We start from the raw sequence: 14,153 nt of genomic DNA on the forward strand, positions 1-14,153 counted from the left end.
TGGCAAAAGGTCTTTGAAGAGGTAATACCATCAAAGGATCTTAGATTCTTTACCCAAGGTGCTTTTTCTGCCCCTTCTTCATCCCTTTTTTCGCAAAGCCATTTCCTACATCTGCCTTAACAATAGTCTGCTTTGCGGTAGCCTCTTCCACTTTATCCTGGTAGGCCAACGGCACCCACTCTGGTCTGATCTGTTTTAGATTTTCCATTGTTTATCCGCCATGCCGGCTATCAATGCCTACTGCGTCGTAATTGTCCAATGTTTTTACCAATTGCTTTTTAATCTGGGTAACCAGTATCCGCGGACCCAATATCCGCATTTTGGCACCAAAGCCAAGCAACTCCCGTTCCAGCTCAAAGTTCATAATCACCCGGATGCTAAAGATGATCCCATCTTCCTGCTCTTTCAATATCTTTTGCGTGTGATGTAACGGTTTGGTAATCACATAGGGCGCGTTAGCACTATCTACCCAAAAAACAACCTCATTGCTAAGCTGACCGGGGCTTTTGGTTACACCTATTACATCATCGTAATAAGTAGCCAAATCAATCTGTGTATTTTCGCGATATGCGTCTTCGTGCTGTTCAATAGTTTTGATCCTGTCAAGCGCCAGGGTCAATAGCGGCGAATTACGCACGTGCGATTTACCCAACACAAACCAGCGGTTACGGTATTCTTTGAGTACATAGCCGCTAAAGCAAAAAGTACTGGCGTCGCGGGCTTTAAAAGATTGATAGGTAACACAAATGACCTTTTTGGCCACAATAGCTTTGCGGATAACCTCTATCCATTCCAGGCCTTTAAGGTTGTCGTTTTTTTCAAAATCGATAACGGGTGTACTATGCGTTTTTTGGCTGTAGATCTTATCTTCCAGTTTGCTCACCATCTCGTTCAGATCGGTAAAATGCCCGAAGCCTTTAAATTGTTTTAGCAAAGCCGATACTTCACCCAGCACCTGCAAATCCTGCTGATTAAGCGGGCTATTGGTAATGCTGTACCCTTTTTCGCTATAGGTATAATACTTTTTATCAACCACCACAATAGGCGCTTCGTACCCTAACTTATTGCTGCGCATCATTTCAATATCGGCCTGTACCGTGCGGCGACTTACGCCGGTATCAATACCTTCAAATTCGTACAGCGCATCAGAACAGGCATCAATCAAATCATCCAGCGTCCACTTTTTATAGCGGTTTTGCAGGCAGTTATCAATAGTACGGTAGCGGATGAGGGCGTTGCGGTTTACGGGCATGGGTTTTTAAATAAATGTGATTAACTATCCAAAACGAAGCCGTAGCCATATCATAATAATAATTAATAGCAGAGGCACCATCGCAATCGCTTTTCGCTTTTTCTTTGTGTCGATAGATAGTTTATAAGTTGCCGGTATATCATATCGTTGGCTAATATGACCTAATATTTTGCTGCCAAAATCATAGGCTTTGGTTTGGTTTAGAAGTACATATTCTTCATATATAAAAAAATAAAAGAAATCCTTTGGGTCTGTGTCAGTTTTTAAAATGATATAAGCGATACATGCAGGTAAATCCTGGTTTCGGCCTCCACCATTACCCATTTCGAATTGAAACTCCAATATCTCGTCAATCTTAAAAGAGCGTTCTTTCTTTTTATCAGTAAAAAGGCAAATATCTCTTTCATTCAAAACCATCTTCCATTTTGTTTCAACAAAACGATCGGGATAACTACACTTAATCAGGTCGTCTTCAATAGAAATTATACAGCCATTATAAGATAACACCATATTGCTGATCGGGGAAATTAATCACGAGTTTTATCATAATATAAATTTATTAAATTATTTTTTACTACGCAAATAGATTGCGCAGTGACTATATTACTTTGTACTGTCGAAAAGAAAAAGCCCTCTTCAAAACGGGAGAGGGCACAAAGAAAAAAATGGAAAAGATAAAAATCAGCAATAACGACATCACTTCATTGGGTGTTAATGATGTTAAAATATTAGAAAGCTTTAGCCGTGTAGCCAATGGTTTGCTGAAACATGGTGTAATGGATCGTGCCGAAATATTGGCCAACCTGGAGGCTTTGATTGACGACCCTATGCCATACGCCATGAAAAAGGGAGGTAAGTTTAAAAACCTTGCCGAAACGGTTATCAACCTGCGTAAGGACGGGCATTTTTTAAAGCAGCCAAGAAACAATTTCGCTCTTAAAACCGAGATAGCCGATTTCCCGGTGTGGGGCCTGGAGAATATTGAAGTGGGCGCCTTAGCACAGATGAAAACAGCTGTAAAATTACCGATAGCTGTCGCGGGCGCCCTTATGCCCGATGCGCACCAGGGTTATGGCCTGCCAATTGGCGGGGTGCTGGCTACAACAGCCAACACCATTATCCCGTTCGCGGTTGGGGTTGATATTGCCTGCAGGATGTGTCTTAGCATTTTTGATTTGCCTGCCACAACAGTGGATACCGAAACCGATAAGCTTAAAACCGTATTGGGCGAGCATACCCATTTTGGAATAGGTAAAACAAGCAAGGTACATTTTGATAGCTCATTATTTGACAGCCGCACCTGGGGCGAAACAAGGATGATCCGGAGCCTGAAAGATAAAGCCTATGCGCAGTTAGGTACCAGCGGTACCGGTAACCACTTTGTGGAATGGGGCGAACTAAGCATTGCCGATGGCGCTTTAGAAGGCATCCCGGCAGGAAATTACCTCGCTTTATTATCGCACTCAGGTTCGCGGGGTTTTGGTGGAAGCATTGCGGATCATTACTCAAAAATTGCGATGAGCAAAACCAAGCTGCCCGCCGAAGCCAAACATTTGGCCTGGCTTGATTTAAATATGGAAGAGGGGCAGGAATACTGGATTGCCATGAACCTGGCAGGCGAATATGCCAGCGCCAATCATCATGAAATCCATAACAAAATAGCCCGCGCGCTAAATATAAAACCGCTTACTATGATAGAGAATCACCACAATTTTGCCTGGCAGGAGCAATTAGCCGATGGTACGCCGGTAATGGTACACCGCAAAGGTGCCACACCAGCCGGCGAAGGTGTACTGGGAATCATTCCCGGCAGCATGAGCACACCTGGTTTTGTGGTGCGCGGTAAAGGCGACGCGGCATCTATCAATTCGGCATCGCATGGCGCTGGCAGGGCCATGAGCAGAAGCGCCGCGTTTAAAGTGTTGGATAGGGCAAAGGTTGCGGCCAACCTCATTGAAAAACGCATTACCCTAACGGGCAGCGATATTGACGAAGCGCCAATGGCCTACAAAGACATCCACACCGTAATGGCCGCCCAAACCGGGCTGGTTGATGTATTAGCCAGGTTTGAGCCAAGGATAGTGAGAATGGCCGATGCAAGGGAGAAGCCAGAGGATTAAGCAGGTAGAGGTGCGGGTTGCCGGTGGCGGGGTGCTGGGAGTTTTTTTTTAATTATAAAGCCCAATTGCTATCAGCTTTTGGACTTTATAGTTTATAGGAATATTTTCCATAAACTTTTGTATATATTTATCGTACAAGTGATTTCAATAGGGCAAACTTTTCTGTTGCCTTGCTATTATATTTCACTTAAAAACTGCACATTTATAAATATGCGTAAAACCTGGCCCTTATACCTGTTGTTGCTGATGCCCGCTTTTTGTATGGGTAAAAGCCGCAATTTAAGGTTAGATAGCCTGAGGTCGCCGGTGCAGAAATCCATAGCCGAAAAAAAGACCGCCGATACCGCTTTTATCAACAGCTTAAACCGGCTGGCAAACGAGTATACAGCGCAGTATCCGGATAGTACCATCATCTATGCCCAAATGGCTATTAGCAATGCCCAGCAAATTGCTTATCAAAAAGGCACCGCCGATGCCTTACTGGTTATTGCCACAGTATACGTTAGCCAGGGTAAATATGCCGATGCAGGCAAAAACCTGGATGAGGCAATTTCCTTATATGCTCCCCTGGGCGATTTGGTAGGCTTAAGTAACTGCTATAAAATTTACGGCAACCTTTATTTTCAATCAAGCAATTACGATAAAGCTTTAAGTTTTTTAAATAAAGCGCTTGCCATTAAAGTTAAAATACATGATTTGCAGGGCACTGCCCGCACCTATTTAAGTATGGGCAACGTGTATGATAACCTTGGCTACTCAACCAGGGCGTTAGATTATTATTTTAAGGCCCTTAATATCAACACACAGCTTAACAATACCAAGGCCATAGCATCCAACTATAACAACATCGGGGTTGTTTTGCAAAATATGGAAATTTATCCCGAAGCCCTTAACTATTACAACAAGGCTTTAAGAACCTGGAAACAGCGGCACTCTTTCGGCGGCATTGCCACGGCTTACCTTAACATTGGCGAAGTGTTGATTGCCCAGCAAAGGTATGATGAGGCCATAAAATACCTAACCGAGGCCCAGCAAATAAACCAGAAACAAGATGATAAAGACGGGATCAGTTCGGGGTGGAATGATCTTGGCGTTTGCTATCTGTATAAAAATCAAACCAATAAAGCCCTGGCTTATTTAAACCAGGCTTTAAAAATAAGCATTGATAATCAGCTTGATTATAACAGGGCAGCTTGTTTAACCAGCCTGGCTTTATTTTACAACACCACTCATAATAGCGCTAAAGCCTATGATTATGCCGTGCAGGCCAAATCACTTGCCGATAAGGTAGGCAGCACGCTATTACGGTCAAACTCAAGGCTGCAACTCATTAAGGCCTTAGGCGCGTTAAACAAATACAAGGAAGCTTTTTTTGAACAAGCCGATCTTGACAAAATGAAAGTTGGCGCCAAAAAAGACGAAAGCCTGCAAAAATTTACCTCCTATAGCCTTGAATACAACTTTGCCGAAAAACAAAAACAGCAGCAGCTTCAACAAAAAGCTAACGCCCAGCTTTACGAACAACAAAGCCATGGACAATTGTTGCTAAATGCCATCTTCGGTATTGTATTAGCCGCCATGCTGGTTATTTTAGGTGTGTACTACCGGCAAAAGCTAAATCAGCAAAAGATTAACGCGCAGCTTACCGAAAAAAATGAAGAGGTGATAGCCCAAAAAGCCGACCTGGATGAGCAAACCCTGAAATTAAACGAACTTAACAGTTTAAAAGACAGGTTGATTTCTGTTTTGGCGCATGACCTGCGATCGCCCCTAAGTACTTTGCGGGGCATGTTTAGCCTGCTTGAAGATGACAGCCTGAGCAACGAGGAATTTATGGAGATGCTGCCCGCGGCGTTAAAAAAACTGGAGTACACATCCGACTTTTTAGATACGCTGCTATTTTGGGTAAACAGCCAGATGGCAAACTTTGGTAATTCGGTAAAAAATTTCGGTATCAAAGAATTAATTAATTCCGAAATGCAGAACCATAAGGAGCAGGCTGCTTTAAAAGGTATCACCCTAATGGAAAATGTATCGGATGATTTGCAGGTTTTTTCAGATCCCAATTCTATCCGCATAGTAACCCGCAACCTGATCACTAACGCGCTTAAATTTTCGAGCGCGGGCGATGTTATCGAAATATCGGCCGATACACAGGATAAAAAAGTTAGGATTATTGTAAAAGATACAGGCACGGGCATGTCGCCCAAGCAAAAAGCCAAACTTTTTAAAACCAAAGTTGATAGTAAAGTGGGTACCAAAAGTGAATCTGGCACGGGGATGGGCCTACTGTTTTGCAAGGACCTGGTTGAAAAATGCAACGGCGAAATTTGGGTAAACAGCATTGAAGGGGTAGGCACCTCCTTTTATTTCACGCTGCCCCTTGCCAATAATGTAGAGGCACCCGTTTTAGCCTGATTTACGCTTCAATTGTTAAATTTCTGTTAAATAGGTACGGTTTTGCATGGAAGCGCAGGCAAATCAATAAAAAAACATATTCGCTACAGAATTTAAGCCTATCTTACACCTAAGGGTAAAACATTTAGCAGGTAACATGCTTATGGTTATATCAATACTTGCATAGTTCTTTTTTCGTTTAAATAATAAACTTTCAATTTGTTACCACTTTTTAAGGCATTCATCACTTTGCCGACTACCAAAAAACAGAGGCCTTTGGGGGCTTTTAAATTTCCGCCATTAAAAAGGAGCTTTAGCCTTGTATTTTTGCTGATACCTCTATTTTCGGCAGCACAGCAAACAGATAGTGTAAAAGCGGCTACCAATAATTTCGATAAAACATTACAATCGGCAACCGAGGTAAGCGGTACCATTAAAGACGCGGTTACGGGCAAACCACTTCCTTTTATCAGCGTAAAATTTACCGGTAGTACAGCAGGCACCAGTTCAGACATACAGGGAGCATTTAACCTAAGGCGAACCGGCTTGTTTAGTAAAGTAACATTTTCACATGTGGGTTATCCATCACTCACAAAAATTATAAAGGCGGGCCAGGTTAATGAACTGCACATTACGCTTAAGGCCAGCCAAACCCAGCTAAAAGAAGTTGCCATTACTTCAACCAAAAAAGTAAAATACCGCAACAAAGGGAATCCCGCGGTTGAACTTATTCAGCAAGTTATTGATCACAAACCCGAAAACAGGGCCGCCAGTGCCGATTATTTGCAATACGACCAGTATGAACGCACCGGGTTTTCCTTTTTTGATATCTCGGCAAGGCTCATCAAACTTTTTGACAAGTATAAATTTATGCTTGATACCACGGTAAAAGTAAACGGGCAAACCCGCACCACGCTGCCGGTCTTTTTTACCGAAAAACTATCAGAAAATTACTACCGCAAAAACCCTTCAAAATCAATACAAATACTAAAGGCCCAAAAGGATCTTAACATTCTTAAGTTTATTGATACCGCCGGCGTTAATATTTACCTTAACAGGTTATACGGCAACAATATTGATATTTATGAGAACAACATTTTCATTCTTACCAACCAGTTTCTGAGTCCCATAGCCAACCATTCGCCAGAGTTTTATAAGTTTTTTATTACTGATACCATAAAAACAGATAAAGGCAATCTTATTGAAATAAGCTTTACCCCGCGCAACAAAGGCGATTTACTTTTTGAGGGAAAGCTATTGGTAACCCAGGATGGCCGCTACGCTGTTGAAGGCTGCGATCTTAACGTTAACAAGCAAATCAACATTAATTTTATGCGCAGCCTGCAGGTGCAGCTCAGTTTTGAACGATACCCTGATGGGCGTTATTATGTAAGAAAAAGCGATGTAAAGGCCGATTTTGGAATATTAAAGAAAAAAGGCCTGGCCATATATGGCGAACGTACGGTATTGTTTACCAATTACAAGTTAAACACCCCTATGCCCGATGATTTTTACCGGGGCAAAAGTATGCAGCAGGCTACCGATTTGCATCAATCTGATACCGGGTATTGGGAACACAACCGCCCCGACTCGTTAACTGCCGGCCAGGCTCAGGCGTATAAAAAAATTAAACGGCTCGAAAGTATGCACGCCTTTAAACGGGATACCTGGTGGGCAGCTACGCTAACCGGCGGATATGCCAACACCGGCCCGGTACAAATTGGCCCTTTAGGCTCGCTTTACGCTTTTGACACACAGGAAGGTTCGCGCTTTCAGATTGGTGGCAGATCAACCCCGCAACTCAGCAAAAGTATTTATTTACAAGGCTTTGCCGCTTACGGAACAAAAGATAAGGAGTTTAAGTATAATCCAAACATATATTACTCGTTCAACAAAAACCCCGTTTACCGATATCCCAATGATTATATTAAAGTTGGGTATTTATATGATGTTAATGTACCGGGGCACAATTATGCTATAAGCAATGCCGAAGCCACGCTGTCATCCTTCAGCTCGGGCAAAACAGATTATTGGGTGTACAGTCGTATTTTTACTGTTGATTATTTAAAGGAATTTGAAAATCATTTCTCGTACGATTTTACTTTTAAAAACTGGAATCAGCGGGCGGCAGGTACATTGTTGTATCAGCAAAACGACGAAGCCGGTACCCTTGTACACAATTTAACTACCACCGAAGTAGGCGTAAATTTACGGTACGCCCCGCATGAACAAGTAATACAGGGTACTCAATACCGCCATATCATTTACAGTAAATACCCTATTTTAACGCTACAGGTTAATCACGATTTTAAGGGGCTGATGAATGGCTCATACAGCTATACCAATTTTACAGGGTCAATTGTGAAACGGTTTTACCTTTCGCAATTGGGCTTTACCGATGTTACATTGATGGGTAATTATTTAATTGGCAAGGTGCCCTTCCCCTTACTTAACATCAGCGCGGCCAATCAATCCATTGCCTACAACGCCGATGCCTATAATGGCATGAACTACCTGGAGTTTGTAAGTGATCATTATGCCGGCTTTAACTTAACTCAAAGTTTCAACGGGTTTTTCCTCAATAAAATTCCACTGATTGAACATTTAAAATGGCGCGAATACCTATCCTTTAAAATACTATACGGCGGTTTGCGCACCGAAAACAATCCGCTTTACTCAGCTAATTTATACCGTTTCCCTTCGGCAGCCAACGGGGCCAACGGTACATTTGCCTTAGGTAACACGCCATATGTGGAAGTGGGTGCAGGTATAGGCAACATATTTAAAATTTTGCGGGTAGATGTTATTAAAAGGCTCAATTACCTTGATCACCCCGGCACATCTGTTTATGGTATTAAACTGAGTTTTGCCCCTGATTTTTAAACAATTGTTTATTAGGCTTTGGCCAGGGTTATAACCGTAATCTCTGGCCAGATGCCAACTCTGCCTTTTAACCCCAAAAAGCCAAAGCCCCGGTTAACATACAGATACCTGCCGGCTTTTTGATACAAGCCTGCCCATTGTTTGTAAATGTATTTAATGGGGCTCCATTTAAAGCCAAATACTTCGATGCCAAACTGGGCACCGTGGGTATGGCCGGATAGTGTTAAATGGATATGTTTATCGTGCCCAAGCGTTACCGCTTCCCAGTGCGACGGATCATGCGACATCAGGATTTTAAACGCGTTCGCTGGTACCCAGGTTGTAGCTTTTTGCAAATCTCCATATTGATGAAAGCCACCCGTTCCCCAGTTTTCTACACCGATGAGCGATATCGACTGTCCGTTTTTTTGAATGGTAACCGCTTCATCAAGTAATAGTTTAAAACCAATTTCCTTGTGTACCTCTTTCAGCCTAACCAGGTTAAACTTTTTATCACTCTCGTGCTCCCAACGTTTGTAGTCGCCATAATCATGGTTGCCCAGTACAGAAAATTTGCCCATCCGGGCTTTAAGCTGGGCAAAAGTATCAATCCATGGGTCCATTTCAATAGCTTCGTTGTTCACCAGGTCGCCGGTAAACAGGATCACGTCGCTTTGCTGATCGTTCACCATAGCCACTCCTTTCTCTACCCCGTCCCGGCTGGTAAAACTGCCCGAATGAATATCAGACAATTGGGTAATGGTAAAACCATCAAAAGCCTCGGGCAAATCCGGAAAAGTGAGCGTTTCTTTGCGCACTTTGTAATAATGCCGTCCGCCGGTGAGGCCGTACAACAAGCCAATAAATGGCACAGCCGCAATTGCCACCGCCAGCCAGCTTACCCATTCGCTTCTGGGCGGAAAGCCACGAAACAGGCGAACAACATCTTCCAGCAACAAAACCGGCAGGGCCGCAATTTTAGGAACTATGGAAAGCAGCATTAGCCCCATAAGCCAGGGAATAAGGCGGGGCATGGTGCGGGTTGGGCTTCGGCTGAGCATAACCAATATTAAACCAGCCACAATAGCCACATCAAATAGCCAATAAGCCGATAAGATTAACGAATTTGCCGTGAGAGTTTTTACCGCCTGGTAAAAATAAGGATCGGCAATAAATATAATAAGCAGTATAAAAGGAACGCGTTTTTTCATGTTGTATACCTATGCAGACGATTGAACGGGCAAAACATTTTAAGCTTGCTGAATTTTTTTTGTAAAATTGACGAGCGAGTCCCAAAATGCAATACCTCATTGAAAAATCCAACCGGCATAACCTGTTCAAGCTATTGAAAAAGCTTGAACCCACAACCCTGCCGCTTTGGGGTAAAATGAACGCGCAACAAATGGTAGAGCATTTGATAACCAATGTGAAATACACCAATGGAACGTTCACGTTTACCTGCAAGCGATCACCAGAAGAAGCCAATCGTTCAAAACAGGTTATGATTTATACAGATACCCCTATGCCTATGAACATTGTGCTGGGAGATTTGCCGTCAAACTATGCCTACCCCAATTTATCCGCGGCTATTGAACAATTAATGAAGGAACTTGCAACCTTCGATCAGCATTTTAAAACACCGGGAATTACAGAAGATCACTTAAGCTTTGGCAGTATGAACCACCAGGAATGGATCATATGGCACAGCAAACATTTTACCCATCATTTTAAACAATTTGGCCTGTTATCGGCATAGCCAATTCAAGAAAACAAAAACCCCAATCCCATCTTTTGTCCTTAAATCTTTGTTCCTTGCTCCATCAAAATCCTTGCTCCATCCCAAACAATCTGCAACAATTTTGATTTATCACGTTATAAAAGAACTTTTTTGCTTTATTTTGTTTCTATGTTAAAAACCAGACTTGCCCTGCTTTTCATAGCATCGATAGCCTGCAGCATATCGGCACGCGCCCAGCAAACCGATTCGCTGAAAAAGGATACCATCAAAATTGATACCGCCCAGGTAAACAAATTTCGCATCGATTCACGAAAAAACGCGATTCCTACCAGGGTAAGGCAAATCACTATCCAGCGCGAGCAGATACCGGTAACCATGCTTGATTATAAGCCGGTGTACTGGAAAAAAGCGGTCACTTTTGCCTTAAACTTTAGCCAATCGGCTTTTACCAATAACTATAGCGCGGGTGGTGTAAACTCTGTGGCATTGGGTACCAACTTTATTTACCACACCGAGTATAACAAAGCACCGTTCAGTTATGTATCTGAGTTAAACCTTACTTATGGCGTAGCTAAAAATAAAGGGCAAGGCAAACGTAAAACCAACGACCGTATTTACTTTGATAACAAACTGGCTTCGCAATTATCCAAACACTGGTACTTTTTCGGATCGTTAACGTTCGAGTCGCAGTTTGATAAGGGTTTCAATTACACCGACCTTGGCAACGGACAGTTTAGCTCCCAGGAAATTTCTAACTTCATGGCACCAGGTTACTTAACCGAATCACTCGGTTTTGAGTACAAGCCTACCGGATATTTTGATTTGCGTTTGGGTACAGGTACCGCCAGGCAAACATTTGTGCTATCTGACAGTGTTAGAAAAGTTAATGATTACGGCGTAGGCCAAAATCATAAAGTAAAAAACGATCTGGCATTCCAGGTCGTAGCTTTATTTGACAAGGATATTGCCAAAAATATTCACCTTAACACCCGTTACGCACTGTTTATCCCATACAACCAGTCGCCAAAATATATTACCCACCGTGTGGATGCAGTTTTATCGGCCAAAGTAAACCGCCTGATAAACGTTACCATCAACGGCACGCTGTTATATGACAGGCACACCGCCGACGCCGCCCAGGGTACCGAAGGCCTGGCGCTGGGAATGCTGTATAGGTTTCCGTAGTCCCGGAGGGACAGACTATTGGACTGTGGGACAGAAGCGCTCTTATCGCCTGATAAACTATTGGGAGACTATTAATAATTTGGTCTAAAAACGGCTATTCTATATCTAATGGCCTTATAGTCAAAAAGTCCAATAATCATATAGTCTAAATAGTCCAAAAACTATACCTTTGTATCCTCAAAATTAGGATAATAATAATGTTTGAAAATCTTTCGGATAAGCTTGACAGGGCCTTTAAGGTACTGAAAGGCCAGGGAACTATTACAGAAATAAACGTGGCCGAAACCATGAAGGAAATTAGAAAAGCCCTTCTGGATGCCGACGTTAACTATAAAACCGCCAAAGCATTTACCGATGATGTAAGGCAAAAAGCACTTGGTAATAATGTACTAACCTCAATTTCTCCGGGTCAGTTATTAACCAAGCTCATGAACGATGAGCTTACCGAGTTAATGGGCGGCACCACGGCCGATCTTAATTTCCCGGCTACACCAACCATTATCCTTATTGCAGGTTTGAACGGTGCCGGTAAAACAACCTTTACCGGTAAACTGGCTAACTACTTAAAAACTCAAAAAAATAAAAAACCTTTACTGGTTGCCGATGATATTTACCGCCCTGCCGCGATAGACCAGCTACAGGTATTGGGCGAGCAGATAGGCGTTCCGGTTTATGCTAACAGGGAATCAAAAGATCCGGTTGCCATCGCACAGGAAGGTATAGCCCTGGCTAAGCAAAATGGCCACAACGTGGTGATTATTGATACCGCCGGTCGTTTAGCTATTGATGAAGCCATGATGGTGGAAATTGAGCAGGTAAAAGGCGCGGTAAAACCACATGAAATTTTATTTGTGGTTGACTCCATGACCGGCCAGGACGCGGTGAACACGGCAAAAGTGTTCAACGATCGCCTTGACTTTACCGGTGTTGTTTTAACCAAATTGGATGGTGATACCCGTGGTGGTGCCGCGCTATCAATCAAATCTGTCGTAAACAAGCCTATTAAGTTTATTGGTACCGGCGAGAAGATGGAAGCGTTAGACGTTTTCCACCCCGACCGTATGGCATCAAGGATTCTGGGCATGGGCGACGTGGTTTCGCTTGTTGAACGCGCGCAACAGCAGTTTGACGAGAAGGAAGCAGCAGAGTTACAGAAGAAGATCCGCAAAAACAAGTTCGACTTTAACGACTTTTACAGCCAGATACAGCAGATCAAAAAAATGGGTAACATGAAAGATCTGATGGGTATGATACCTGGTGTAGGTAAAATGATGAAAGATGTGGAGGTTGACGATAACGCGTTCAAGGCCATTGAAGCTATTATCCAATCAATGACGCCGTTTGAAAAATCAAACCCGGAAACTATTAATCAAAGCCGCCGTAACCGTATTGCCAAAGGCTCGGGTACCGATTTGGCCGAGGTTAACCGTTTGATGAAACAGTTTGACGATATGAAAAAAGTGATGAAACAAATGAGCAACCCCGCAGCCATGGCCAGCATGATGCGCCGGATGCCGAAAATGTAACTCCCTTAACCCCCGAAGGGGGAATATAAAAGTATAAAAAGCTCCCGGTTATAGCCGGGAGCTTTTTTGTTATATGTCGAATTTTGTGTTGTTTTCTGAAAAGCCGGCTTCGCTTGTGTATATTTTACCATACATATAAAGCAATCGTTCAGTTTTGTTCACCTCCTAAAGGTTGTATGGCATAGGCTTTGTCTGTGTAATGTCATGCTGCGGTGTAAAAACACATATGTAGCATGTTAAATTAAACTTAGAGAACACAGTCATGAAAAATTTATTGAAACCGGTATTATTTACAGCAGCATTATTCGCGGCAAAAGCAAGTATAGCGCAGGTTAATTTAGGCGCTACCACAGCAACTAAAATAGTAACTCAAACCGCTTTACCATCAGTTAATGCGGCAACTGTAGCTCAAAAGGCTGCTACCCAAACTGCTAATATCAGCAACCAGGCAGCTGCCCAGGCTCAAAATGTAGCAGCACGTACTGCTGCTCAAACGCAGGCTACTACAAACGCGGCGGCAGCCAATACCCAAACAGCAGCCAACCAGGCTACAACTTTAAACGGAAGTGTTAATTCGGCCGCTAATGTAGCTTCAAATACCGCGGTTGATGGTTCATCAGCTGCAACTAACGTATCTGGCTCTGGTAGCTTAAACGGTTCTGCCTCTACTGCCAATACCACCAACGCGGTAAACGGTGCAGTATCTGCAACAAAAACCGCTGCCTCAAATGCATCGGCCAACGTGAGCGCGAAAGCTAAGGAAACAGCTGTAAAAGCATCAGCTGCTAAAACTGCAACTGTAAACGCTACTAAAGCTACAGGAAGCAAAGCAATTAAAGCAGCCAAAAGTGTAAGCGTAAGCAGCAACGGAAGCTTAAAAGGTTCTGGTAGTACTGCTGCAACTTCAAAAGGAGCTAATGTTGATTTAGCTAACAGCGGTTCATCTGCAACTACTGTTAAAGCAGGCAAAAAAAGTGCTTCTCTTAACGCTACAGGCAGTGGCTCTACTAAAGTAAGCGCTGTTAAACAATAAATTAGTTAGTAATAACTCATTACAAAAGGGCCTCTTGGGG

Annotated in this window: 11 protein-coding genes; 7 read left to right on the forward strand and 4 right to left on the reverse strand. The window is 43.0% G+C overall.

Annotated features, from left to right (window positions below; translation table 11 throughout):
* Window positions 1-49: 49 nt before the first annotated feature.
* The 3 genes from QWZ17_RS01785 to QWZ17_RS01795 are packed head-to-tail and all read right to left on the reverse strand — an operon-like array spanning window position 50 to window position 1,762.
* Window positions 50-208: a hypothetical protein gene (locus QWZ17_RS01785; protein WP_290303142.1), complete on the reverse strand. Its 159-nt coding sequence runs from the start codon at window positions 206-208 to the stop codon at window positions 50-52.
* Window positions 209-211: 3 nt separating this feature from the next.
* Window positions 212-1,252, reverse strand: coding sequence for a helix-turn-helix transcriptional regulator (locus QWZ17_RS01790; RefSeq protein WP_290303144.1), 1,041 nt, complete (start codon window positions 1,250-1,252; stop codon window positions 212-214).
* A 24-nt stretch (window positions 1,253-1,276) separates the two neighbouring features.
* Complete coding sequence (locus QWZ17_RS01795) at window positions 1,277-1,762, reverse strand: hypothetical protein (protein ID WP_290303146.1); 486 nt, start codon at window positions 1,760-1,762, stop codon at window positions 1,277-1,279.
* A 155-nt stretch (window positions 1,763-1,917) separates the two neighbouring features.
* Between QWZ17_RS01795 and QWZ17_RS01800 the strand changes: the two genes are divergently transcribed.
* From QWZ17_RS01800 to QWZ17_RS01810, 3 genes are all read left to right on the forward strand, one after another.
* Entirely contained in the window at window positions 1,918-3,372 is a 1,455-nt protein-coding gene (locus QWZ17_RS01800; RefSeq protein ID WP_290303148.1) for an RtcB family protein, read from the forward strand.
* 210 nt (window positions 3,373-3,582) lie between these two features.
* Window positions 3,583-5,790, forward strand: coding sequence for a tetratricopeptide repeat protein (locus tag QWZ17_RS01805; RefSeq protein ID WP_290303151.1), 2,208 nt, complete (start codon window positions 3,583-3,585; stop codon window positions 5,788-5,790).
* Window positions 5,791-6,096: 306 nt separating this feature from the next.
* Window positions 6,097-8,652 (forward strand): DUF5686 and carboxypeptidase-like regulatory domain-containing protein, encoded by a 2,556-nt coding sequence (locus QWZ17_RS01810; RefSeq protein WP_290303152.1) that lies wholly within the window; start codon window positions 6,097-6,099, stop codon window positions 8,650-8,652.
* Between the two features lie 11 nt (window positions 8,653-8,663).
* On the opposite strand, the gene QWZ17_RS01815 is transcribed toward QWZ17_RS01810, so the two are convergent.
* The gene (locus QWZ17_RS01815) at window positions 8,664-9,842 is read right to left on the reverse strand and encodes a metallophosphoesterase (protein ID WP_290303153.1); all 1,179 of its coding nucleotides are present in this window, start codon (window positions 9,840-9,842) and stop codon (window positions 8,664-8,666) included.
* An 86-nt stretch (window positions 9,843-9,928) separates the two neighbouring features.
* Here QWZ17_RS01815 and QWZ17_RS01820 point away from each other — a divergent pair, with 86 nt between their 5' ends.
* The 4 genes from QWZ17_RS01820 (at window position 9,929) to QWZ17_RS01835 (ending at window position 14,113) form a co-directional block, all read left to right on the forward strand.
* Window positions 9,929-10,387 carry a DinB family protein gene (locus QWZ17_RS01820; RefSeq protein WP_290303154.1) on the forward strand — a complete coding sequence of 153 codons (459 nt, stop codon included), beginning with the start codon at window positions 9,929-9,931 and terminating at the stop codon, window positions 10,385-10,387.
* A gap of 150 nt (window positions 10,388-10,537) precedes the next feature.
* The gene (locus tag QWZ17_RS01825; protein WP_290303156.1) at window positions 10,538-11,554 is read left to right on the forward strand and encodes a DUF3078 domain-containing protein; all 1,017 of its coding nucleotides are present in this window, start codon (window positions 10,538-10,540) and stop codon (window positions 11,552-11,554) included.
* Window positions 11,555-11,751: 197 nt separating this feature from the next.
* Window positions 11,752-13,080, forward strand: coding sequence for a signal recognition particle protein (gene ffh, locus QWZ17_RS01830; RefSeq protein ID WP_290303157.1), 1,329 nt, complete (start codon window positions 11,752-11,754; stop codon window positions 13,078-13,080).
* Window positions 13,081-13,342: 262 nt separating this feature from the next.
* Window positions 13,343-14,113 (forward strand): hypothetical protein, encoded by a 771-nt coding sequence (locus QWZ17_RS01835; protein ID WP_290303158.1) that lies wholly within the window; start codon window positions 13,343-13,345, stop codon window positions 14,111-14,113.
* The last annotated feature ends 40 nt before the right edge of the window (window positions 14,114-14,153 follow it).

The organism is Mucilaginibacter flavus (assembly GCF_030409315.1).
Taxonomy (GTDB): domain Bacteria; phylum Bacteroidota; class Bacteroidia; order Sphingobacteriales; family Sphingobacteriaceae; genus Mucilaginibacter; species Mucilaginibacter flavus.

Bases quoted from the DNA above. Each gene is read 5' to 3' on its own strand.
- QWZ17_RS01785 (WP_290303142.1), bottom strand. From the start codon at position 208: ATGGAAAATCTAAAACAGATCAGACCAGAGTGGGTGCCGTTGGCCTAC.
- QWZ17_RS01790 (WP_290303144.1), bottom strand. From the start codon at position 1,252: ATGCCCGTAAACCGCAACGCCCTCATCCGCTACCGTACTATTGATAAC.
- QWZ17_RS01795 (WP_290303146.1), bottom strand. From the start codon at position 1,762: ATGGTGTTATCTTATAATGGCTGTATAATTTCTATTGAAGACGACCTG.
- QWZ17_RS01800 (WP_290303148.1), top strand. From the start codon at position 1,918: ATGGAAAAGATAAAAATCAGCAATAACGACATCACTTCATTGGGTGTT.
- QWZ17_RS01805 (WP_290303151.1), top strand. From the start codon at position 3,583: ATGCGTAAAACCTGGCCCTTATACCTGTTGTTGCTGATGCCCGCTTTT.
- QWZ17_RS01815 (WP_290303153.1), bottom strand. From the start codon at position 9,842: ATGAAAAAACGCGTTCCTTTTATACTGCTTATTATATTTATTGCCGAT.
- QWZ17_RS01820 (WP_290303154.1), top strand. From the start codon at position 9,929: ATGCAATACCTCATTGAAAAATCCAACCGGCATAACCTGTTCAAGCTA.
- QWZ17_RS01825 (WP_290303156.1), top strand. From the start codon at position 10,538: ATGTTAAAAACCAGACTTGCCCTGCTTTTCATAGCATCGATAGCCTGC.
- ffh (WP_290303157.1), top strand. From the start codon at position 11,752: ATGTTTGAAAATCTTTCGGATAAGCTTGACAGGGCCTTTAAGGTACTG.
- QWZ17_RS01835 (WP_290303158.1), top strand. From the start codon at position 13,343: ATGAAAAATTTATTGAAACCGGTATTATTTACAGCAGCATTATTCGCG.